General features: G+C 57.0%; 20 protein-coding genes. 10 read left to right on the top strand and 10 right to left on the bottom strand.

Going from position 1 to position 20,845, the window contains the following annotated elements; all coding sequences use genetic code 11:
• Positions 1-129: 129 nt before the first annotated feature.
• Both ACOTXL_RS07620 and ACOTXL_RS07625 read right to left on the bottom strand, forming a co-directional pair.
• Complete coding sequence (locus ACOTXL_RS07620; protein WP_017382507.1) at positions 130-873, bottom strand: SDR family NAD(P)-dependent oxidoreductase; 744 nt, start codon at positions 871-873, stop codon at positions 130-132.
• A gap of 57 nt (positions 874-930) precedes the next feature.
• Positions 931-2,019, bottom strand: a complete 1,089-nt coding sequence (locus ACOTXL_RS07625; protein ID WP_045350566.1) for an oxidoreductase — start codon at positions 2,017-2,019, stop codon at positions 931-933.
• 159 nt (positions 2,020-2,178) lie between these two features.
• Between ACOTXL_RS07625 and ACOTXL_RS07630 the strand changes: the two genes are divergently transcribed.
• Genes ACOTXL_RS07630 through ACOTXL_RS07645 form a run of 4 tightly spaced genes read left to right on the top strand, consistent with a single transcriptional unit; the run spans position 2,179 to position 6,995 of the window.
• Positions 2,179-3,681 (top strand): sugar ABC transporter ATP-binding protein, encoded by a 1,503-nt coding sequence (locus ACOTXL_RS07630; RefSeq protein ID WP_023324297.1) that lies wholly within the window; start codon positions 2,179-2,181, stop codon positions 3,679-3,681.
• The gene (locus ACOTXL_RS07635; RefSeq protein WP_045350565.1) at positions 3,678-4,673 is read left to right on the top strand and encodes an ABC transporter permease; all 996 of its coding nucleotides are present in this window, start codon (positions 3,678-3,680) and stop codon (positions 4,671-4,673) included. Before ACOTXL_RS07630 ends, ACOTXL_RS07635 begins: the two co-directional genes overlap by 4 nt.
• Before the next feature lie 19 nt (positions 4,674-4,692).
• Positions 4,693-5,757 carry a sugar ABC transporter substrate-binding protein gene (locus tag ACOTXL_RS07640; protein WP_022650577.1) on the top strand — a complete coding sequence of 355 codons (1,065 nt, stop codon included), beginning with the start codon at positions 4,693-4,695 and terminating at the stop codon, positions 5,755-5,757.
• Entirely contained in the window at positions 5,754-6,995 is a 1,242-nt protein-coding gene (locus ACOTXL_RS07645; RefSeq protein WP_045350564.1) for an LVIVD repeat-containing protein, read from the top strand. Before ACOTXL_RS07640 ends, ACOTXL_RS07645 begins: the two co-directional genes overlap by 4 nt.
• Before the next feature lie 52 nt (positions 6,996-7,047).
• Here the strand turns inward: ACOTXL_RS07645 and mtnK are convergent, their stop codons facing one another.
• Positions 7,048-8,247 (bottom strand): S-methyl-5-thioribose kinase, encoded by a 1,200-nt coding sequence (gene mtnK / locus ACOTXL_RS07650; RefSeq protein WP_023324300.1) that lies wholly within the window; start codon positions 8,245-8,247, stop codon positions 7,048-7,050.
• A 102-nt stretch (positions 8,248-8,349) separates the two neighbouring features.
• Between mtnK and mtnA the strand changes: the two genes are divergently transcribed.
• Together mtnA and ACOTXL_RS07660 are read left to right on the top strand one after the other, a co-directional pair.
• Positions 8,350-9,366: an S-methyl-5-thioribose-1-phosphate isomerase gene (mtnA, locus tag ACOTXL_RS07655; protein ID WP_023315603.1), complete on the top strand. Its 1,017-nt coding sequence runs from the start codon at positions 8,350-8,352 to the stop codon at positions 9,364-9,366.
• A 42-nt stretch (positions 9,367-9,408) separates the two neighbouring features.
• Positions 9,409-9,879 (top strand): SRPBCC family protein, encoded by a 471-nt coding sequence (locus ACOTXL_RS07660; RefSeq protein ID WP_023315604.1) that lies wholly within the window; start codon positions 9,409-9,411, stop codon positions 9,877-9,879.
• Positions 9,880-9,932: 53 nt separating this feature from the next.
• Here ACOTXL_RS07660 and ACOTXL_RS07665 read toward each other — a convergent pair whose 3' ends face one another.
• From ACOTXL_RS07665 to ACOTXL_RS07675, 3 genes are read right to left on the bottom strand one after another with little or no spacing between them, the layout of a single operon-like run.
• Positions 9,933-10,475, bottom strand: a complete 543-nt coding sequence (locus ACOTXL_RS07665; protein WP_023315605.1) for a 1,2-dihydroxy-3-keto-5-methylthiopentene dioxygenase — start codon at positions 10,473-10,475, stop codon at positions 9,933-9,935.
• Positions 10,472-11,161 (bottom strand): acireductone synthase, encoded by a 690-nt coding sequence (gene mtnC, locus ACOTXL_RS07670; RefSeq protein ID WP_006809660.1) that lies wholly within the window; start codon positions 11,159-11,161, stop codon positions 10,472-10,474. Before mtnC ends, ACOTXL_RS07665 begins: the two co-directional genes overlap by 4 nt.
• Positions 11,158-11,772, bottom strand: coding sequence for a methylthioribulose 1-phosphate dehydratase (locus ACOTXL_RS07675; protein ID WP_003858775.1), 615 nt, complete (start codon positions 11,770-11,772; stop codon positions 11,158-11,160). The genes mtnC and ACOTXL_RS07675 overlap by 4 nt, the downstream gene beginning before the upstream one ends.
• Positions 11,773-11,894: 122 nt before the next feature.
• Between ACOTXL_RS07675 and ACOTXL_RS07680 the strand changes: the two genes are divergently transcribed.
• A complete protein-coding gene (locus ACOTXL_RS07680; protein ID WP_023315606.1) occupies positions 11,895-13,055 on the top strand; it encodes a pyridoxal phosphate-dependent aminotransferase in 1,161 nt (386 codons plus the stop codon).
• Here ACOTXL_RS07680 and ACOTXL_RS07685 read toward each other — a convergent pair whose 3' ends face one another.
• The 3 genes from ACOTXL_RS07685 to citR form a co-directional block, all read right to left on the bottom strand.
• Entirely contained in the window at positions 13,056-13,682 is a 627-nt protein-coding gene (locus ACOTXL_RS07685) for an IbrB-like domain-containing protein (protein ID WP_022650584.1), read from the bottom strand. It abuts the gene before it with no gap.
• Positions 13,667-14,890 (bottom strand): phosphoadenosine phosphosulfate reductase, encoded by a 1,224-nt coding sequence (locus tag ACOTXL_RS07690; RefSeq protein WP_023315608.1) that lies wholly within the window; start codon positions 14,888-14,890, stop codon positions 13,667-13,669. Before ACOTXL_RS07690 ends, ACOTXL_RS07685 begins: the two co-directional genes overlap by 16 nt.
• 128 nt (positions 14,891-15,018) lie before the next feature.
• Positions 15,019-15,939, bottom strand: a complete 921-nt coding sequence (gene citR / locus ACOTXL_RS07695) for a DNA-binding transcriptional repressor CitR (RefSeq protein ID WP_022650586.1) — start codon at positions 15,937-15,939, stop codon at positions 15,019-15,021.
• 621 nt (positions 15,940-16,560) lie between these two features.
• Here citR and ahpC point away from each other — a divergent pair.
• Positions 16,561-17,124 (top strand): alkyl hydroperoxide reductase subunit C, encoded by a 564-nt coding sequence (gene ahpC, locus ACOTXL_RS07700; RefSeq protein WP_003858764.1) that lies wholly within the window; start codon positions 16,561-16,563, stop codon positions 17,122-17,124.
• A 242-nt stretch (positions 17,125-17,366) separates the two neighbouring features.
• Positions 17,367-18,932 (top strand): alkyl hydroperoxide reductase subunit F, encoded by a 1,566-nt coding sequence (gene ahpF / locus ACOTXL_RS07705; RefSeq protein ID WP_022650587.1) that lies wholly within the window; start codon positions 17,367-17,369, stop codon positions 18,930-18,932.
• Positions 18,933-18,991: 59 nt separating this feature from the next.
• Here ahpF and uspG read toward each other — a convergent pair whose 3' ends face one another.
• On the bottom strand, positions 18,992-19,420 hold the full coding sequence (uspG, locus tag ACOTXL_RS07710) for a universal stress protein UspG (protein WP_022650588.1): 429 nt from the start codon (positions 19,418-19,420) through the stop codon (positions 18,992-18,994).
• A 181-nt stretch (positions 19,421-19,601) separates the two neighbouring features.
• Between uspG and ACOTXL_RS07715 the strand changes: the two genes are divergently transcribed.
• Positions 19,602-20,840 (top strand): zinc-dependent alcohol dehydrogenase, encoded by a 1,239-nt coding sequence (locus tag ACOTXL_RS07715; RefSeq protein WP_015571156.1) that lies wholly within the window; start codon positions 19,602-19,604, stop codon positions 20,838-20,840.
• Positions 20,841-20,845: the final 5 nt, after the last annotated feature.

The raw sequence follows: 20,845 nt of genomic DNA on the forward strand, positions 1-20,845 counted from the left end.
ATAAATTCCGAATTTCTAATGAGGTACTGTAGAGCGGAGAATAACCGCGAGAAAGCGGCAAAACGCGAATCATCGAGGCGGCTCGAACAGGCCTCTGCCGGGCGACAGAGGCATACAGTAAATTTGCGATCAGGCGTTCAGACCGCCGTCGACATCCAGACCGGTGCCGGAAATTTGCCCCGCAGCCGGGCTGGCGAGGAAGGTGACTGCCGCTGCGATATCCTCCGGCTGGCCGTAATGGCCCAGGGCAATAAGCTGACGCTGAGAGTCAGCCTGCTCGCCGTCTTCCGGGTTCATATCGCTGTTGGTCGGGCCGGGGTGGACCAGGTTGACGGTAATGCCGCGCGGGCCTAAATCACGGGCCAGACCTCGGGTGAGAGAGTTAAGGGCAGACTTGGTCATCGAGTAGACGGCGATCCCCGGCTGCGCCACGCGGTTCGCCAGACAGCTGCCGATGTTGATGATGCGTCCGCCGTCCGACATATGCACCAGCGCTTCCTGAATGGCGATCACCACGCCGCGGATGTTGACGTTGATCAGAGCGTCGATGTCCGCCAGGGTCATGGACTCCAGCGGGCCGCCGCGCGCAATCCCGGCGTTATTGACCAGAATATCCAGCCCGCCGAGGGAGCGCGCCGCCTGCGTGACCGCATCCTGAATCGCCTGCGCGCTGGCGCTGTCGGCCTGAATCGCCTCGCCGTGTCGCCCCAGCGCGTTGATCTCATCGACGACCTGCTGGGCTTTATCGACGGATTTTTCGTAGGTGATAACCACATCGGCACCGGCGCGCGCCAGCGACAGCGCAATCGCCCGACCCAGCCCACGACTGGCACCGGTAACCAGCGCCTTTTTACCTGTTAAATCGATCTGCATGATGACCTCGTTGCAAGAGTGGAGAGAATCATCATTAGGTATAGCCCGTCGGCGCAATTAACGACTGAAGGATTCCACCTTCGCAAACGCGGCGCGCAGCACCTCAGGCGTTAACGTCACCGGCAGATAGTGAATCGACTCCACCGGGCACAGGGTGTGGGCAATGACCTTATCCAGCTCGTCGCGGTTGTTTACATCAACGTCCAGCTCGCGAAGCGTGATCGGCAGGTTAAAGCGTTGGTATGCCGCCACCAGCTGCGCCAGCACGTCGTCCTGGCCGAGCAGGGCGCTCTGGACCAGAATGCCGTAGGCCACCTTGGTGCCGTGCAGGTATTTTTCCGTCTGCGGCAGCACGGTTAAGCCGTTGTGCACCGCGTGCGCCGCCGCCACGCGGGTATAGCGCTCACCCAGACCGCCGACCATTCCGCCTCCGGCAATAATCGCATCCACCACGTCCCGGAACGCCTGCGTCTGTTCGCCGCGCTGCTGATCTGCAAGCGCCTCTTCGCTGCGTTCCAGCAGCACGTCGCGGATCGCCAGCGCACCGTTCAGGCCAAGACGCACGGTCAGCGGCAGACTCTCAGGTTGAGGGGCGAGCACCGCCGCTTCGTACCACTTCGCCAGCGTATCGCCGATGCCCGCCAGCAGGTATTCCGCCGGGGCGTTAAGGATGATCTGCGGCTCCACCAGCACCAGAAAGTTGGCGTCGTCAAAAATCTCAAACTGTAGCGCCTGACCGGCATCGTTGTACCACACGGAGAGCGGGGTCCACGCCGCGCAGGTGGCGGCGATAGTGGGAATGCCCACGAACGGCACGCCCAGACAACGCGCCACGGCCTTGACGGTATCCATTACCGCACCGCCGCCCACGCCAATCACCACGCTGGTTTCACTTCCCGACTCGTTTACCAGATGAGTGACGTCACGCTCGCTGCAATGGCCCTTAAACAACAGATGTTTTGCCCCCGTCGCGTTAAAACTCTGCGGCAGATAAGGGCGTGCGCCCTCGATTGCCCGCTCGCCGTAGATCCACACCGCGCGGGAAAGTTGTTCCGGAGTAAAGAAATTATCCAGGTGTGCAAGGCTTCCCGGATGAGAGAAGTAGTTCGCCGGGCCGGGTACGACGCGGATATCGGTGTTGCTCATGAAGTTGTCCTTTTTTAGCAAGCGCTAACCCGATGTTATGTCTGGACATCCGGATGGCTAATAATATTTCGCTTTATCTTATGCCTTTTCCGTCGTTGTCAGTCAACCGGAGCTGTGAAAAATTCGCTAAATCAGAAGAGTAATGAAGGATTTACGCGGATGGTTTCCAGTCGCCTTGAGATGCGCGGTATCAGCCTGGCCTTTTCCGGCTTTCAGGCGCTGTCGCGCGTGGACTTCACGCTGAACGGCGGGTCGGTGCATGCGCTGACCGGCGCCAACGGCGCGGGGAAATCGACGCTGATGGCGGTGCTGTGCGGGACGCACGACCACTATGAAGGCGAAATCTGCATTAACAACCAGCCGGTAAGCATCCGCGAGCCGCTGGACGCCAAACGGCTGGGCATCCACCTCGTGCAGCAGGAGGTGGACGTGGCGCTGATCCCGGGGTTAAGCATTGCTGAAAACATCATGCTCGACCAGCTGGCGCAGCCAGGGCACCGCTACCGCTGGCGCGACATCCGCCAGCAGGCGCGGCAGGCGCTGGCGCAGCTGGATGTTTCGCTCGACGTTCGCCGCTCCATCGACGGCTGCACGCTGGCTGAAAAACAGCAGATTTTGCTGGCGCGGGCGTTATCTCATCACTGCCGTTTTTTGATTCTTGATGAACCCACCGCGCCGCTTGACGCGCACGAGAGCGAGCGTCTGTTTGCGGTAGTAAGACGTCTGCAACAGCAGGGCATCGGCGTGGTGTTTATCTCACACCGCATTCACGAGCTAAAAGCTATCTGCGACACCCTCACGGTGCTGCGCGACGGCAGGCTGATTGAGTCTGGCCCGATGGCCGATCTCAGCGGTGAAGAGATTGTTGAGAAGATGCTCGGCCACGTGCTGAGCGATATCTACCCGCCCGCGCGCCCGCCGCACGGCGACGAAACGCTGCTGCGGGTAGAAGGGCTGCACGACGACGCGCTGCTGAAAGATATCTCGCTGCACCTGCGCAAGGGCGAAATTCTCGGCATTGCCGGGCTGGCGGGCGCGGGCAAAACAGAACTCTGTAAGGCGCTGTTTGGCGCCAGTAAAAGCCGCGTCGCGAACGGCGAGCTGAACCATCAGGACTGGAAACCGCGCGACCCGGCGGACTCGGTGCTGCGCGGCCTGGCGCTGGTGCCGGAAGAGCGGCGCAAAGAGGGCATTTTTATCGACGAGCCGGTGAGCATGAATCTTGCCGTGTGCGCCGATAACAGCTTCTCGCGCTGGAGCCTGTTCGGCCATCGTCAGGCGTGGCGCTGGGCGGAGGAGGTGATCGCCCGCGTCGGCGTTCGCGCCCGCGGTCCCGGGCAGGTTTTGCGACGTCTCTCCGGCGGCAACCAGCAGAAGGTCGCCATCGGTAAATGGTTGCGTAATGACGCCAGCGTGCTGATATTCGACGAGCCGACCAAAGGCGTGGACGTGAAGGCCAAAACCGATCTGTTTCAGCTTATCGACGGCCTGGCGCGCGAGGGCAAAGGGGTGATTTACGCCTCGGGCGAATTTGCCGAACTGGTCGGGCTGTGCGACCGCATCTGCGTCCTGTGGGACGGGCGCATCGTGGCGGAAATCGCCGGGGCCGAGGCCCGTGAAGAGACACTACTTTATTATTCAACCGGAGGAACGGCGTCGTGAGCAAGGCCCTTTCAGTGAGCGCGGCGGCGTCTGGCCGTCAGCAGATTTTCGATTTTCTCTACAAGTGGGGCATGTTGCTGACCGTCGTCGCGCTGGTGGCCGTTTTTGGCCTGGCGTCGGACAGCTTCCTCGATCCGAACAACATCATCAACATTCTGCGCTCGATTGCCATCGTGACGGTGATTGCCATCGGCGTGTCGATCTCCCTGACCGTCGGCGGGTTCGATCTCTCGGTGGGATCCACCGCGTCGCTGGCGAACGCGCTGGTGATTTCGCTCTTCGTCTGGCACGGCTTCGGCACCACCGAGTCGATTGTAATCACTCTCGCGCTCTGCACGCTGGTCGGCCTGTTTAACGCCTTTCTGATCGTCATCCTGCGCATTCCGGACATGCTCGCGACCCTTGCCAGCCTGTTTGTCATCCAGGGCGTGGCGATGATCTACAGTTACGGCGGGTCGATTACTGAGAACATGGTGCTGCCGAGCGGCGACATGGCGGAAGGGACCATCCCTGCGACGTTCAGCCTGCTGGGGCAGGTGCCGACCATTGTGATCGTCATGCTGATGGTGACGATTCTGGCGCAGCTGGGCCTGTCGCTGACCACTCATGGACGCCGGATGTACGCCATTGGCGGCAACCCCGAAGCCGCGCGCCTCTCTGGCATTCGCACCACGCGCTACAAGGTGGCAGCCTACGTGATTGCCTCCCTGCTGGCGGGCCTGGGCGGGATTTTGCTGGCCTCGCGCATTGGGTCGTCGCAGGTGAATGCGGGTGGCGGTTACCTGATGGATGCGGTGGCGGCGGCGTGGATCGGCTTCTCGCTGGCCGGGTCCGGCAAGCCGAATGCCCTGGGCACGCTGGTGGGGGCGGTGATCCTCGGCGTGCTGTCGAACGGGCTGGTGATGCTCTCCGTGCCGTATTACGCCATGGACATTATAAAAGGGCTGGTGCTCGCGGTAGCGCTGGCGATTACCTACATACAAAAACGCTGACAACACAACGGGATAAAAAATGAAAAAGATTGCACTCTCTTTGGTGGCATTAGGGTTATTCACCGCTCTGCCTGGTTTCGCGGCCACGCCCGCACCGCTCCCGGCGGCCATTGCCAACCATGACGGCCCCATTCGCATTGCGGTGATCCGCAACCTCGGCTCAGACGACAACACCACGCAGTTTGTTGCCGGGGCCATTCAGGAAGGAAAAAAGCTCGGCTTTAAGGTCAGCACCTTTTTAAGCAACGGGGACGATGCCAAATTCCAGGACTTCGTGAACCAGGCCATCAGCCAGAAGTACGACGGGATTATCCTGTCTCAGGGCCGCGATCCGTACTCCACCGCGCTGGTAAAAAAGGCGGTGGATGCCGGGATCAAGGTCGCCGTATTTGATACCGCCGTCAACGGCGAGATCCCGGGCGTGACCGTTACCCAACAGGACGATGCCTCTCTGACCAATCTCTCCTTCGGCCAGCTGGCGAAAGATTTCAACGGCAAGGCCAATATCGTCAAGCTGTGGGTAGCGGGCTTCCCGCCGATGGAGCGTCGTCAGGCGGCGTATAAAGAGTTGCAAAAGCAGTACCCGGAGATTAAAGAGCTGGAGTCCATCGGCGCGGTCTCCTCTGACGTGCAGGGCGATACCGCCAACAAGGTGGGTGCGATCCTGGCGAAATACCCCAAAGGCAAAATCGACGCCATCTGGGGGACCTGGGATGCTTTCAGCCAGGGCGCGTATAAGGCGCTGAAAGAGAACGGCCGCACCGAGATCAAACTCTACAGCATCGACATCTCCAACCAGGATTTACAGCTGATGCGCGAGCCGGGTAGCCCGTGGAAGGTGAGCGTGGCGGTAGATCCGAAGCTGATTGGCGCGACCAACGTACGCCTGATCGCCAACAAGATTGCCGGTGAAGCCACGCCTGCCACCTACGACTTCAAAGCCGCTGCGATCCCGCAGGCGCTGCTGACCGCGCAGCCGGGGGCGGTGAACGTGGCGTCGCTGGGCAAAATCATTCCGGGCTGGGGCCAGACGGAAGATTTTATCGCGCCGTGGTTTGCGACGCTGGAAGCGAAAAATAAATGAGCATGCTTCCTACGCCAGAATACAGCTGCAATATGCGGCTGATTGGCCATAGCGACCAGGGCGGTCGCCCGGACGGCGTGCAGCTGATGGTGCACCGCGGCTTTGCGTATATCGGCCATATGGTGTCGCAGGGCTTTTCGATTGTCGACGTGCGCGATCCAAAAAATCCGAACCCCGCGGGCTATGTCCCCGCGCCGCCGGGCACCTGGAACGTGCACCTCCAGGCGCATGACGACCTGCTGCTGGTGATCAACGCCCGGGATCTGTTTGCCGATGCCCGCTTCGCCGACGAGAAGGTCTACTACACCCGTCAGGTAGGAGAGACCGTCAGCGACGTTCAGGACAGGGGCTGGAGCGCCGGGCTTCGCGTTTTTGATATCTCCACGCCGGACAGGCCGCGCGAAATCGGCTTTCTGTCGCTGAGCGGCATCGGCATTCACCGCATCTGGTACGTCGGTGGCCGCTGGGCGTACGTGTCGGCGCTGATCGACGGTTTTACCGACTACATTTTCCTGACCATTGACCTGGCGGACCCGCGCAAGCCCGAGGTGGCGGGGCGCTGGTGGCTGCCGGGGATGAACCAGGCCGCAGGCGAACAGCCGGACTGGCCGGAAGGGAAACGCTACGCGCTGCACCACGCGATTATTGCGGGGGATACCGCGTACGGCAGCTGGCGCGACGGCGGCCTGACGCTGCTGGACGTGAAGGATCGTACCCAGCCTAAGCTCATTAGCCACCGTAACTGGAGCCCGCCGTTTGGCGGTGGGACGCACACCGCGCTGCCGCTGCCGGACCGCGATCTGCTGGTGGTGCTGGACGAAGCGGTGCTCGATAACCAGGAAGACGGCGAGAAGCTGATCTGGCTGTTTGATATTCGCGAGCCGTCGAACCCGGTGAGTATCTCTACCTTCCCGCAGCCGGATGAAATCGACTACGTGGCGAAAGGGGCGCATTTTGGCCTGCACAACCTGCACGAGAACCGGCCGGGGAGCTTTGTCAGCTCCACGCTGATCTTCGCGACGTATCAGAACGCGGGCGTGCGCGCGTATGACATTTCCAATCCGTATCGCCCGGTGGAAACGGGAGCGCTGGTGCCCGCGGCGCCGGAGAGGATGATGGATACGCGGCCGAATCGCCCGCAGGTGATCCAGTCGTGTGACGTGTTTGTGGACGCGCAGGGGATTATTTACAGCACGGACTATAACGGCGGGCTGTCGGTGATTGAGTATCTGGGGTGAGTGCGGTTTGATGCCCTCACCCCGGCCCTCTCCCACAGGGAGAGGGAGAAAATCAACTGTACTGCCGCACCCGTGCCACCAGCTCTTCCGCGCTGTCGATGCGGTCGGCAATCACAATCAGCGCTTTACCGAGGGATATCGCGTGGCGCAGGCATTCGTGACGCATCGCTTCATCCTGAATGGTGTCGATATCCGCCACATGGGAAAGCCCGACGCTGCGGCGAATCAGCTCGGTGCCGCAGAATCCGATGGCATCGTGCCAGACCTTTTTCAGGAATGCGGAGGCATAGCCCGGTGCGCTGAGTGCGGCGTCGCGGGCTTTCTCGTTTGCCAGTACCTGGAAGCGCTCCGCAAAGGTGTTCCACAGTTCCTGAATATCGGTCAGGCGCTGCTCGCGCGCGGCGGCGGCATCGCGAATGCCCAGATGCCCCGGCAGGCCGCAGAAGTTGAGCAGCAGGTTGCCGATGGCGGTGCCAACGTCAAAGCCCATCGGCCCGAAATAGCCGAACTCAGCGTCGATGGCCTTCAGGCTGCCGTCGGCCACAAAAATCGAGCCGCTGTGAATGTCTCCGTGCAGCAGGGCTTCGGCGTGCGCGAAAAAGCGGTGCTTGAGGGAGGCCACGGCGATTTTAAGCTGGGCGTCGTCGCGCAGTGCGGCAACATCGTTTTCCAGCTCGGCCGGGTAGCTGTTGCGCGCGTGGATCTGGTACGGATCGTTGAAGAACAGATCTTCGGTGATCTCGCACATCTCCGGGTTGATGAATTTTGCCACCTGCGCTTTTTTCTCGTGCGGATGCAGATAAAAATCGCTGGTGTGGAAAAGGGTGTGAGCCAGATATTCCCCCAGCTGACGCGCTGCCTGTGGGTAATAATTATTTCTGATCAGCTCGCCGCGCCAGATGCGATGGCTGGAGAGATCTTCCATCACCATCACCGCCAGTTCCGGATCAAAGTGGTGGATTTTCACGGTGTGCTGAGGGCTGTGCTGGTAATGCTCGACCAGGGTTTGCGCTTCAAGACGGGCACGATCCAGCGTCAGCGGCCAGGATTCGCCGACGCAGCGTACGTAGGGCAGCGCCTGCTTAACGACGATGCGGCTGACGCCCGCGCTGTCGAAAATTTTAAAAACCAGATTGAGGTTGCCGTCGCCCACTTCCTGCGCCTCTACCAGCGATGACGGATCTTCAAGTCCGCCAAACTGCCTGGCATACTCCACGGCGTCCTGAGCGGTAAAGGTACGGTATTGCGACATGGCCTGCTCCTCAGTTTTGCTAATTAAGACATGTAGACGTCTATACATCTGGATTTCATCCTGACACAATGTGCTACAACAACGCAACAGGGAATTAACGACATGCAGACATTACAGACGACCAGCCTGCGGGTGGCGAATAATCAGCTCTTTATTCTCGACCAACAGGCGCTTCCGCAGGAGAAACGGTGGGTGGATGCCTCGACGGTCGAGGCGCTGGTCGGGCATATCCACGCTTTGCGCGTACGTGGCGCGCCGTTGATTGGTCTCTCTGCAAGCCTGCTGCTGGCGCTGTTAGCGGAAAGCGGCAAAAGCCGCGACGAGCTGGCGGTGGCGATGGAAACCCTGCGCGCATCCCGCCCGACAGCGGTAAACCTGATGAACAACCTCGACCGCATGAAGCTTGCGCTGTGGGAAGAGGATTTCGTTCCGGCGCTGGTGGCTGAGGCGCTGCGCCTGATTGACGAAGACAAACGGCTCTGCGACGCGATTGCAAAAGCGGGCAGCGCGCTGGTGAAGCCCGGCAGCCGTCTGCTGACCCACTGCAACACCGGCGGGCTGGCGACGGCGGGCGTCGGTACCGCGCTGGGGGTGATTGCTCGCGCGCATAAGGAAGGCAAGGTAAGCAACGTCTGGGTGGATGAAACCCGTCCGCTATTGCAGGGCGGCAGGCTGACCGCGTGGGAACTCGGCGAGCTGGGCGTGCCGTATCAGCTAATTACCGACTCCATGGCCGCCAGCCTGATGGCAAAAGGGCAGGTCGACGCCGTGTGGGTGGGGGCAGACCGCATTGCCGCCAACGGCGACGTGGCGAACAAAATCGGCACCTACTCTCTGGCGGTGCTGGCGAAATTCCACGGCATTCCGTTCTATGTCGCCGCGCCGCAAACGACCCTCGACCCGGACTGCCCGAACGGCGACGCGATCCCGATTGAGCAGCGCGCCGCCAGCGAGGTGACGGGCGTCGCCGGAAGCTTTGGCGCGGTGCAGTGGGCACCGGAAAACGCGCAGGTCTATAACCCGGCGTTTGACGTCACCCCCGCCTCGCTGATTAGCGGCTGGGTACTGGATACGGGCGTGGTCACTCCGGACGAGGTGGCGGAAGGGAAATTTGCCTGAGTCCGGCTATCCTTTAAGGGGCTCCCTTAAGAGGACAACATCGTGACGCTCGATCCTGAAACAGACTTAAAACTGGAGCGCGTGGTGGACGCACCGCGCGATCTGCTGTGGCTCTGCTGGACTACGCCAGAGCACATCAAAAACTTCTTCATTCCTGCTCCCCATAAGGTGACCGAATGCGACCTCGACCTGCGCGTGGGCGGGCGGTTCAATACCGTGTTTGAGGTGGACGGGCAGCGGATGGATAACCGGGGCGTATTCCTTGAAATCGATCCGGGGAAAAAGCTGGTCTTTACCGACGGCTATACCGAAGGCTGGAAGCCGGCCGAGAAGCCGTTTATGACGGCAATTTTGCTCCTGGAAGACGCCGGGGAGGGCAAAACCCGCTATACGGCGATAGCGCGCCACCCCACGAAGGAAATCCGCGAGCAGCATGAACAGATGGGATTTCACGAAGGGTGGGGGATTGTGCTGGATCAGCTGGTGGGGTATGTGAAAGGGCTTAACGCTTAGTGCGCGTTGGTGCCCTCACCCCGACCCTCTCCCACAGGGAGAGGGAGAAAAGATCAGGCCAGGCGCGGATACGCATCCGCAATCGCATCCCCGGTAAACTGCGCCACCCAACCCTCCGGGTTATCGAAAATACGAATGGCGGTAAAGTTCGGCTCTGAGCCCATATCAAACCAGTGCGGCGTGCCCGCGGGCACGGAGATCAGGTCGTTTTTCTCGCACAAGACCTGATATACCTCATCGCCGATGTGCAGGCAGAATAATCCCGCCCCTTCCACGAAAAAACGTACTTCGTCTTCGCCGTGGGTGTGTTCGTTCAGGAACTTCGCGCGCAGCGCCTCTTTCTGCGGATTGTCGGCGCGCAGGCTGATCACATCCCAGCTCTGGTAACCTTTCTCTGCCACCAGCTTGTCGATCGCATGCTGATACGCAGCGATCACGGCTTCAGGCGCGGGATCGTGCCCTAAATCGCGATCCGCAGCCCAGCGTTCAAACCGCACGCCTTTTGCGTTGAGCTGTTGGGCAATCTCGGCGGCGTCGGTGCTGTGCCACTGGTGCTGACTGGCGTCTTTATCGGAATAAATGGTCAATGCGCTCATGAAGGGATCTGCTCCGGATTAATCTCGTCAAACTGGTGGATCTGATGGTGATGGCTTGCGCCGTCATCTTCACCGCGAATCAGTTGCAGGGTGCGAAAACCCGCCTGTTCAGCTGCGTCCAGCTCCTGATGAATATCTGACAGAAACAGGATCTGCGACGGGGCGATGCCCGTTTGCGCCGCAATGTTTTGATAAGACTGCACCTCGCGCTTGGCGCCAATGTGGGTATCAAAATAGCCGCTGAACAGATGAGTAATATCACCTTCGTCGCTGTAGCCAAATAACAGTTTCTGCGCGGCGACGGAGCCAGAGGAATAAACATAGAGATCAATCCCTTGTGCCTTCCACTTTTCCAGCGCGGGCAGTACGTCAGGATAGAGGTGTCCGGTAAAGTCACCGTTGACGTAACCGTCCTGCCAGATGATGCCTTGCAGGGCTTTGAGCGCCGTCGATTTGCGGTCTTCATCCATAAAGGTAAACAGCACGTTGATGAGATCGCTGACGCTGGCATGCGGAGCGCTGATTTCATCGCGCAGGTTGTCCAGAATCGATTTGACCGGCTCGGCGTACTGCTGCGCGGTCACGAAGGCCGCCAGCCGCTCACGCGCGTAGGGGAACAAAACATCATGGACAAAACGGATATCGCTGGTGGTCCCTTCAATATCCGTCACAATCGCGCGAATCATACTCTCTCCCATTGTCGTAAACGCATTTCGCATTCAAATAAGAATTCTAAACCTTCCAGATGACGGCGGGCTTCGGCCACGTCGCGTCCCCAGCAGGTTAAGCCATGGCCGCGCAGAAGAAAACCATAATTAAGCGGGCGTTCCTGCGCGTAATGGGCGATGCGCGAGGCGAGGGCGTCGATGTCCTGGTCGTTATCAAACACCGGGATGGCCACCGTATCCCGATGCGTGGTCTGCCCGGTAAGGGATTTTTGCATCTCGAAACCGGTGATCTTCAGCTCGGCCTCGTTCACCAGCCGCGACAGCACCGTGGCATTGACGGTGTGAACGTGCAGGACAGCGTTAGCTTCGGGGAACAGGCGATAGATGAGGGTATGCAGCCCGGTCTCTGCCGACGGTTTACGGCCAGACGGCGCACGGTTGGTGGCGATTTCAACCTGTAGAAAATCGGCGGTGGTCAGGCTACCTTTATCTTTTCCGGATTCGCTCAGCCAGCACAGGTGTTCATCCTGACGCATGGACATATTGCCGCCGGTAGCGGGCGCCCAGCCTTTAGCGCCAATCCAGCGGCAGGCCTCGACCAGGTGTGTGAGTTGCAGGTTGTCTGTCATTTCCTTTTACCCTCTCGGCCAGGAATATTTATATCGTTTAGACGTCTAAGCGTCTTGATTGCCAAAGACTAACATCGTGTTATAGTGTCAGCAACATAAGTATTACAGGCAGGCACACTACAATGAGCAATAACCCGTTGATCCCGCAGAGTAAACTTCCCAATCTCGGCACGACGATTTTTACGCAGATGAGCGCCCTGGCGCAGCAGCACAACGCCATTAACCTCTCACAAGGTTTCCCGGATTTTGATGGGCCGAAATATTTGCAGGAGCGTCTGGCGTACCACGTTGCGCAGGGAGCCAACCAGTATGCGCCGATGACCGGCGTGCAGACGTTGCGTGAAGCCATTGCGGATAAAACGGCGGAGTTATACGGCCATAAGCCTGACGCGAACAGCGATATCACGGTGACGGCAGGGGCGACCGAAGCGCTGTATGCGGCGATAACCGCCCTGGTGCGTACGGGTGATGAGGTGATTTGTTTTGACCCGAGCTACGATAGCTACGCCCCGGCGATTGAACTGGCCGGCGGCGTGGTGAAGCGCGTGGCGCTCCAGCCACCGCATTTTCGCCCTGACTGGCAGGCATTTGCTGCGCTGCTGAGTGACAAAACCCGTCTGGTGATCCTGAATACTCCGCATAATCCGTCGGCGACGGTGTGGCAAAAAGCCGATTTTGCTGCGCTGTGGCAGGCCATCGCCGAACGTGAAATATATGTTCTGAGCGACGAGGTGTATGAGCATATCTGCTTCGCCGAAGAGGGGCATGCCAGCGTGCTGGCGCATCCGCAACTTCGCGAGCGTGCAATCGCGGTATCGTCATTTGGCAAAACCTACCATATGACCGGCTGGAAGGTAGGGTACTGCGTGGCCCCGGCGGCCATTAGCGCTGAGCTGCGCAAAGTGCATCAGTACCTGACGTTTGCCGTGAACACACCGGCTCAGCTGGCGCTGGCGGATATGCTGCGTGCGGAACCCGGACATTACCGCGAGCTGCCGCACTTCTATCGTGAACGTCGGGATCTGTTTGTGGCGGCGCTGAGCAAAAGCCGCCTGGAAATTTTGCCGTCTGAAGGAACCTATTTCCTGCTGGCCGACTACAGCGCGATTTCCGATCTGGACGACGTGAGTTTCTGCCAGTTGTTGACGAAAGAGGTGGGAGTGGCGGCCATTCCGCTGTCGGTGTTCTGCGCCGATCCCTTCCCGCATAAGCTGATTCGTCTTTGCTTTGCGAAGCAGGAATCGACGCTGCTCGCTGCGGCAGAGCGTCTGGCGACGCTCTGACTATTTCACCGTCCAGGCTTCTGAAAAACGACGGTCTGCGAAGAGTTCGAGCAGACCGTTGATCTGCTTCAGACGCAGCACTTCATCGCTGTCCATACCCAACTCCTGGCCAATTTTCTGCTCACTCCAGCCCATAAGCACCAGTTCTCGCACGATTTCTGACATGGCGTTGATCTGGTGGCGTCCACGCGCGCGGTTGTGACGAATAGTTGCCGCCATGCGATCGAACTTTTCCTGGCGCGCTTTACGCAGGCAGGTAACAGGGAGGTAACCTTTAAGCTGGCGCTTCAGGATCGCCCGGTTACTGCCGATATCATGACGGTGAAAACCATCGACAATTTCGTAGTGCTGTGGCGCATTTTCCGTCACAACGATAGGTTGTGTGAATCCATCCAGCTCCAGTGACTTGCTGAGCAGCCGCTTTTCCGGCGGCGCGACGTTATTTGGGTTGTAATCGTTAGCGGTGATGTTTGTCTTTTTTATCCACAATACGCAATCGACGGGCTGATCGCGAAAAGGGCTGATTTCATGTAATGCCTGACGAAACGCATTAATAGCGGCTATTCGCTCTTCTTCTGAAAGTGCCTGAAGGTACGTTTCCATTTCGGTGATTATTCGTTGTTGCATAAAATCCCCCATTCCTTGCGTTTTGCTTTCACTCTGTCGCTGTAGCGCTGATAGTGTTTAGGCTTATTTGGGCTAAACGAAAGTGCCCGGCACCAATAGTCATTGTTGAGTAAAACCTTACAAATGCGTCGCCAGGAAGGGATATCTTTTGCACCAATGTCACCCTCCTGCGTGTCGGGAATATCGTTCATGCCTCGCTTTTGATACCAGTGGAGATAAACCGCGATTTTGTTGCGGTAATGTTCCGCCGTATTTTGCGGCATGCTGTCGAGTAACAGCATGGCGTATTCGCGCCAGCCGAGATGGTCTGGTTTCAGGATCTTCCGGTGGCCATAAAAATGGTTATCGTGCCCGGCATAAATACCTCCGCTTCGCACGCCGCAGGCGCGTTCACACATCGCCGCCCAGCGTTCGGGTTCAATGACATGATAGAGCCACAAGCCCTGACGCTGTTCCGGGCCAAACGGTTCGCAGATGCGCATATAACGCGGCGGCACCCCCGCCTTGTACATCAGGTCGTATAACGGGTTATAGCAACATTTTGATTTCGCGAACCACGTCCAGATGTCGGCGGTTTTCCAGTCGTACAAGGGGTAGATATACCAGGCGTGCCCACCCGGGGCGACGGTCGTCCAGGGTTTATCGTCAGAAAAGCGCTGCTTACGCGCCGACGCGATAGCCAGAAAGCGGTTGTAAGATTCATCGGCGCGGATCCCCACCATGACGGCGGCAGGACGTTTTTGTGCATACCATTCGGCAAACTCGCGCACGAAGGCTTCAAACGTCATTCCCTGCTGATAAAAATCGAAATAGTGGTAATCGGTAATGGCATCTTCCGGTGGCTGGCGAACCCAGTTTGTCCCGGGTTCCCAGCACTGCCATTCAGGTTGAAACTGTGACAGGGCGTTCTGGGTCGTGAGCGGAAGCGCTACCCACCAGAACTGATGGATAACATCCCGATACAGCGTTCTCATCGTGTCAACATGCTGAATGGTTGAGGAGAATTGCGCTTCCCAGTCCAGAAAGATGACATCTATTTTTCGCTTTAATTGCCGTGCTTTCTGGGCAACGAGATGCAGCATCACGGTAGAATCTTTTCCACCGGAAAAGGAAACGCAGACCCTGGAGAAATTGTTAAGCGTCCAGTCTATGCGTTCCGCAGAAGCGTCTAAAACATTTTCCTGTAAAGGGATTTTATAGATCGACATGATTAATCGCGTCCTGCGTGTTAAATGTCTGGAAAAAAACAAAACGATATTATGGAATTATTTGTCCTTAATTTCACGGGGGCATTTTCTTCGGGTTGCCTTATTTGCATTCACCATGCAAATGTATTTTACGCAGACGGCGGAGAAACGCAGAGCTTATGCATTTTTTCAATGAATGTTGAAAAAACAGTGCTATTCAGTGATGAACGGCTGTAGAGCATATAGATCTTTAATTCAGGCAGCTCAAACGGTGGCTCAAGCCTTTTTAATTTCAACGGTTCTTTATATGTTTCATAGATCGACACGGGGATGAAGCCTAACAGATCAGATGAACAGACCATGGAGATGAGAGAGCTAAGGGAGTCCGTACGAAAAGCAATATTTCTTTCCGGAAACGCGTCATTTGCGCGACTCTGAAACTCTTTTACACCCGGATGAGCACTCTGGTAAAAAGTGAATTTCTCCTGGTATAGCACTTCCAGCGTGACTGCGTCAGCGAGCCTTGGGTGGTCTGCTCTACAGATTAAGGCTATCGGCACCGTGGTGAAGTGGGTGCAGACCACAGAGCGATTGTGGATAGGTGCGATAGAGAAGATGAGATCGGCCTTACGATAGGCCAACAAATCTTCCGCTGATTCGGAGGAAATGAGCATGTCTCTTTGCTCTATCTCATAATTCTCTTCAGATATTAACAGCTTCAACGGTTCGAGCATCGAACCAGGAGACACCATTTGAGAGCAATAGATAACGAACTTTTTTTTGATGTCCGAGTGATGCATCATGTTGATCGTCTGCTCAAGCTGATTGAGATTTTTTTCCAGATGATGATGCAGGTTGGTACCTACCGTGGTTGGCGTAATTCCCTTCCCTGAACGGATAAACAGGGGGTCATTAAGCTGACCGCGCAGGCGTTGCAGCGACTGGCTGACGGCGGATGGCGTGATATAAAGCGTCTCGGCAGCCCTACTGATACTGAGATGTTGGTAAATGCATTCGAAGATGACTAACAGATTGAGATCGAATTTTTTTAGGTCGTAGAGGTTTGCCATGTTTCGTCCTGAGTGAGTTGAGTTTGCTGTCGTTATCCCATCCTGGAGTACGACAGAGGGAAGTTACCCTTTACAATCCGTGTGAATAACTCGCTTAATTTAAAATTTAAGTGATCTTAATATATCACGGCTTTGGATTATTGAAACATAACTTCAAGACTAATTAAGATAATTTTATCTTTAAAGTTTGATTGAATTATTTGAATGAAAAGTGGTGTTTATATATAGCGTGAAACCCATAATGAAATTAAATTTATAATCTTTCAGAGACCTCTTCGATATTGCCTATCACAGCCATAGGCAGGACTATCCCTCTTATGCATTGCTCAATGCGCGCAGGGGTGCTGTAATCAAAGCGCTGTTACGGCCTTGATACATGGTATGTAGAGCGCAACGCAACGCCAGCTTCGGCTGGCACTGAATGTACCTGCGGGGAATTCAGGTATCAGGGCCGCCCGTTGAGGCGGCCTTTTTACTTTCAGGCTTTCCTGTAAAAGGTTCACCTTGCTGTCTTGTTGCTGTTGTAAGGTTTGGCTGATTGATTTGATAAAGCATACGCATTAGCCCCGATGGATAAAGTTGGTTACCTTACATCTCAACGAAAACACGGAGGAAGTACAGATGTCTTTGATTAACACTAAAATTAAACCTTTCAAAAACCAGGCGTTCAAAAACGGTGAGTTCATCGAAGTAACCGAGAAAGATATCGAAGGCCGCTGGAGCGTGTTCTTCTTCTATCCGGCTGACTTCACCTTCGTTTGCCCGACCGAACTGGGCGACGTGGCAGACCACTACGAAGAACTGCAAAAGCTGGGCGTAGACGTTTACTCTGTTTCTACCGATACCCACTTCACCCACAAAGCGTGGCACAGCAGCTCTGAAACTATCGCGAAAATCAAATACGCGATGATCGGCGACCCGACTGGCGCCCTGACCCGTAACTTCGACAACATGCGTGAAGATGAAGGCCTGGCAGACCGCGCGACCTTCGTTGTTGACCCGCAGGGCATTATCCAGGCTATCGAAGTTACCGCTGAAGGTATCGGCCGTGATGCATCTGACCTGCTGCGCAAAGTGAAAGCGGCTCAGTACGTTGCTTCTCACCCAGGCGAAGTGTGCCCGGCGAAATGGAAAGAAGGCGAAGCGACGCTGGCGCCATCTCTGGACCTGGTCGGCAAGATCTAAATTTCCGTCGTTTTTCACGCCATAGCTGCATTGGCGTCGCCTGCTCACCCCGGTCACTTACTTCAGTAAGCTCCCGGGGATTCTCAGGCTAGCCGCCTTGCTCTGACGCGAAATACTTTGGAAATTGTTTCAGTCATGGGCGCTCCCCGCGCCCATTTCATTCCAGCACCATGATGCAAGTTGCATTCAGGCAGCCCGTATAAGGCGGCTTGCATGATGACGTTTTAAGAGAGGGAAGAATAATGCTCGACACTAACATGAAAACCCAGCTCAAGGCCTACCTTGAGAAACTGACCAAACCTGTTGAGCTGATTGCCACGCTGGACGACAGCGCGAAATCGGCAGAAATCAAAGCACTGCTGACAGAGATTGCTGAGCTGTCGCCGAAAGTGACCTTCAAAGAAGACAACACGCTGGCAGTCCGTAAGCCTTCTTTCCTGATCGCCAACCCAGGGTCTGACCAGGGGCCGCGTTTCGCGGGCTCTCCGCTGGGGCACGAATTTACGTCCCTGGTGCTGGCGCTGCTGTGGACCGGTGGTCATCCGTCAAAAGAAGCGCAGGCGCTGCTGGAGCAGATCCGCGATATCGACGGTGATTTTGAGTTTGAAACCTATTACTCGCTCTCCTGCCACAACTGCCCGGACGTGGTGCAGGCGCTGAACCTGATGTCTGTCCTCAACCCACGCATTAAGCACACGGCGATTGACGGCGGTACGTTCCAGAACGAAATCACCGAGCGCAACGTGATGGGCGTTCCGGCGGTTTACCTGAATGGCCAGGAGTTCGGCCAGGGACGCATGACGCTGACCGAAATCGTCGCCAAAGTGGATACCGGCGCAGAAAAACGCGCGGCGGAAGAGCTGAACCAACGCGATGCTTATGACGTGCTGATTGTTGGCTCAGGCCCGGCGGGCGCGGCGGCAGCGGTCTACTCCGCACGTAAAGGGATCCGTACCGGTCTGATGGGCGAGCGTTTCGGTGGTCAGGTTCTGGATACCGTAGACATTGAAAACTACATTTCCGTGCCGAAAACCGAAGGCCAGAAGCTGGCCGGTGCGTTGAAAGCGCACGTCAGCGACTACGACGTGGATGTCATTGACAGCCAGAGCGCCAGCAAACTGGTTCCGGCGGCGGTCGAGGGTGGTTTGCACCAGATTGAAACGGCGTCCGGCGCGGTGCTGAAAGCGCGCAGCGTGATCATTGCCACCGGCGCGAAATGGCGCAACATGAACGTCCCGGGCGAAGATCAGTATCGCACCAAAGGCGTGACCTATTGCCCCCACTGTGACGGCCCGCTGTTCAAAGGTAAACGCGTCGCGGTGATCGGCGGCGGTAACTCCGGCGTGGAAGCGGCTATCGATCTGGCGGGAATTGTGGAACACGTTACCCTGCTGGAGTTCGCTCCGGAGATGAAAGCGGACCAGGTGTTGCAGGATAAGGTGCGTAGCCTGAATAACGTCGACATTGTGCTCAATGCCCAGACGACAGAAGTGAAAGGCGACGGCAGCAAAGTGACTGGTCTGGAATACCGTGACCGCGTGAGCGGCGATATCCACAGCGTAGCGCTGGCAGGGATCTTTGTTCAGATTGGCCTGCTGCCAAACACCACCTGGCTGGAAGGCGCTATTGAGCGTAACCGCATGGGCGAGATCATCATCGATGCGAAATGCGAAACCAGCGTGAAGGGCGTATTTGCGGCGGGCGACTGCACCACCGTGCCGTACAAACAGATCATCATCGCTACCGGTGAAGGTGCGAAAGCGTCGCTGAGCTCGTTTGATTACCTGATCCGCACCAAAACTGCATAATAAAAGAAAGCAAGACGACACCTGCAATGCCAGAGGCCACCTAAAGGCGGCCTCTTTTTTTATCTGACGACCATCACCGGAATGTGGGTGTGGCGGATCACGCTGGAGGCGTTCGACCCCAGCAGGTGAGTGGTGATGGAAGGGTTGCGTGAACCAATCACTACCACGTCGGCATTTAATTCCCCGGCAAGCTCATTAACGGCGTCGCGCACGCTACCGAACCGGACGTGGGTTTTGATGCGGGAAGGATCGATGCTGAAGTGCCCGACCATGGTTTGCAGGCGCGTCTCGGCTTCGTGCTGTAAATGCTCTTCAAAACGACGCACATCAGCAGCGAAACGATGCAGGCTCAGGCTGGCAGAGCCCGGCAAAACATGCAGAAGATGAATAATTCCGTCCTGCTGCGCGAGAAATTCCGCGTGACGTATAGCCTTATCACTCAGTTCCATTTCAAAAACATCAACCGGCATAATGATTGTTTGATACATAACCGTTTCTCCTTGTTAATAAACGCTGAAATCATTCAACCACAAAATATAAATGGTTTCTGTAATCCCGACAGCACTTTTTTATCTCGCCAGGATAAATCTCAAAACAGCCGGATTCCGGGGCAGATCCCGAGAGGTAGCTACCCTTTTATAAGCTTACCCACACCCTTTCGGAGGTTGCATGAAAGCTCTCACCTATCACGGTCCACATCATGTTCGGGTCGATAATGTCCCCGATCCGGGCATCGAACAGCCTGACGATATCATCCTGCGCGTAACGGCCACGGCGATCTGTGGTTCTGATTTGCATCTTTATCGCGGAAAAATTCCCAAGGTCCAGCATGGCGATATCTTTGGTCATGAATTTATGGGCGAGGTGGTGGAGTGCGGGAGCGAAGTGAAGAACGTGCAGAAAGGTGACCGGGTGGTGATCCCGTTTGTAATTGCCTGCGGTGACTGCTTCTTTTGCCAGATGCAACAGTACGCGGCCTGCGAAAACACGAATCGCGGGCAGGGCGCGGCGCTGAACAAAAAGCAAATTCCCGCCCCTGCCGCGCTGTTTGGCTACAGCCATCTTTACGGCGGCGTGCCGGGCGGACAGGCGGAGTATGTGCGCGTCCCGAAAGGCAACGTGGGGCCGTTTAAAGTGCCTCAGCTGCTGTCTGACGACAAAGCGCTTTTCCTGTCAGATATTCTGCCTACCGCCTGGCAGGCGGCGAAAAATGCGCAGATTCAGAAAGGCTCCAGCGTCGCCGTATTCGGGGCCGGGCCGGTGGGGTTACTGACCATTGCCTGCGCGCGGCTTCTCGGCGCAGAGCAGATTTTTGTGGTTGACCATCATCCCTATCGACTGCGGTTTGCCCAGGAGCGCTACGGCGCGATCCCGATTAACTTTGATGACGATAACGACGCGGCGGAGAAAATCATTGAGCAAACGGCCGGACAGCGCGGAGTGGATGCGGTGATTGATGCCGTCGGGTTTGAGGCCAAAGGCAGCACCACGGAAACGATCCTCAGTAACCTGAAAATTGAAGGCAGCAGCGGCAAAGCCCTGCGCCAGTGCATTGCTGCGGTGCGGCGCGGAGGCGTGGTCAGCGTGCCGGGCGTGTATGCCGGTTTTATACACGGCTTCCTGTTTGGCGATGCCTTCGATAAAGGGCTGAGCTTTAAGATGGGGCAGACCCACGTCCATGCCTGGCTGGGAGAGCTGCTGCCGCTTATCGAAAAAGGGCTGCTTACACCGGAAGATATTGTCACCCACTATCTTCCGCTGGCTGATGCGGAGCGCGCCTATAAAATCTTCGAAAAACGGGAGGAGGAGTGCCGCAAGGTGATCCTGGTGCCTGGTGCAGACACCCCGGAGGCAGCGCAGCAGAAAGTGAAGGGACTGGTGAATGCCTTCCCCGGCGGCGTTGTGTGAGGTTC

The sequence above is a fragment of the Enterobacter cloacae complex sp. IR5402 genome, from assembly GCF_049238125.1.
In the GTDB taxonomy this organism is placed as follows: Bacteria; Pseudomonadota; Gammaproteobacteria; order Enterobacterales; family Enterobacteriaceae; genus Enterobacter; species Enterobacter hormaechei_C.

Bases quoted from the DNA above. Each gene is read 5' to 3' on its own strand.
- uspG (WP_022650588.1), bottom strand. From the start codon at position 19,420: ATGTATCAAACAATCATTATGCCGGTTGATGTTTTTGAAATGGAACTG.
- ahpC (WP_003858764.1), top strand. From the start codon at position 16,561: ATGTCTTTGATTAACACTAAAATTAAACCTTTCAAAAACCAGGCGTTC.
- ACOTXL_RS07665 (WP_023315605.1), bottom strand. From the start codon at position 10,475: ATGAGCGCATTGACCATTTATTCCGATAAAGACGCCAGTCAGCACCAG.
- mtnK (WP_023324300.1), bottom strand. From the start codon at position 8,247: ATGTCGCAATACCGTACCTTTACCGCTCAGGACGCCGTGGAGTATGCC.
- ACOTXL_RS07715 (WP_015571156.1), top strand. From the start codon at position 19,602: ATGAAAGCTCTCACCTATCACGGTCCACATCATGTTCGGGTCGATAAT.
- ACOTXL_RS07685 (WP_022650584.1), bottom strand. From the start codon at position 13,682: ATGCAACAACGAATAATCACCGAAATGGAAACGTACCTTCAGGCACTT.
- ACOTXL_RS07630 (WP_023324297.1), top strand. From the start codon at position 2,179: ATGGTTTCCAGTCGCCTTGAGATGCGCGGTATCAGCCTGGCCTTTTCC.
- ACOTXL_RS07625 (WP_045350566.1), bottom strand. From the start codon at position 2,019: ATGAGCAACACCGATATCCGCGTCGTACCCGGCCCGGCGAACTACTTC.
- mtnC (WP_006809660.1), bottom strand. From the start codon at position 11,161: ATGATTCGCGCGATTGTGACGGATATTGAAGGGACCACCAGCGATATC.
- ACOTXL_RS07640 (WP_022650577.1), top strand. From the start codon at position 4,693: ATGAAAAAGATTGCACTCTCTTTGGTGGCATTAGGGTTATTCACCGCT.
- ACOTXL_RS07645 (WP_045350564.1), top strand. From the start codon at position 5,754: ATGAGCATGCTTCCTACGCCAGAATACAGCTGCAATATGCGGCTGATT.
- citR (WP_022650586.1), bottom strand. From the start codon at position 15,939: ATGGCAAACCTCTACGACCTAAAAAAATTCGATCTCAATCTGTTAGTC.
- ACOTXL_RS07680 (WP_023315606.1), top strand. From the start codon at position 11,895: ATGAGCAATAACCCGTTGATCCCGCAGAGTAAACTTCCCAATCTCGGC.
- ahpF (WP_022650587.1), top strand. From the start codon at position 17,367: ATGCTCGACACTAACATGAAAACCCAGCTCAAGGCCTACCTTGAGAAA.
- ACOTXL_RS07620 (WP_017382507.1), bottom strand. From the start codon at position 873: ATGCAGATCGATTTAACAGGTAAAAAGGCGCTGGTTACCGGTGCCAGT.
- mtnA (WP_023315603.1), top strand. From the start codon at position 8,350: ATGCAGACATTACAGACGACCAGCCTGCGGGTGGCGAATAATCAGCTC.
- ACOTXL_RS07675 (WP_003858775.1), bottom strand. From the start codon at position 11,772: ATGACAGACAACCTGCAACTCACACACCTGGTCGAGGCCTGCCGCTGG.
- ACOTXL_RS07690 (WP_023315608.1), bottom strand. From the start codon at position 14,890: ATGTCGATCTATAAAATCCCTTTACAGGAAAATGTTTTAGACGCTTCT.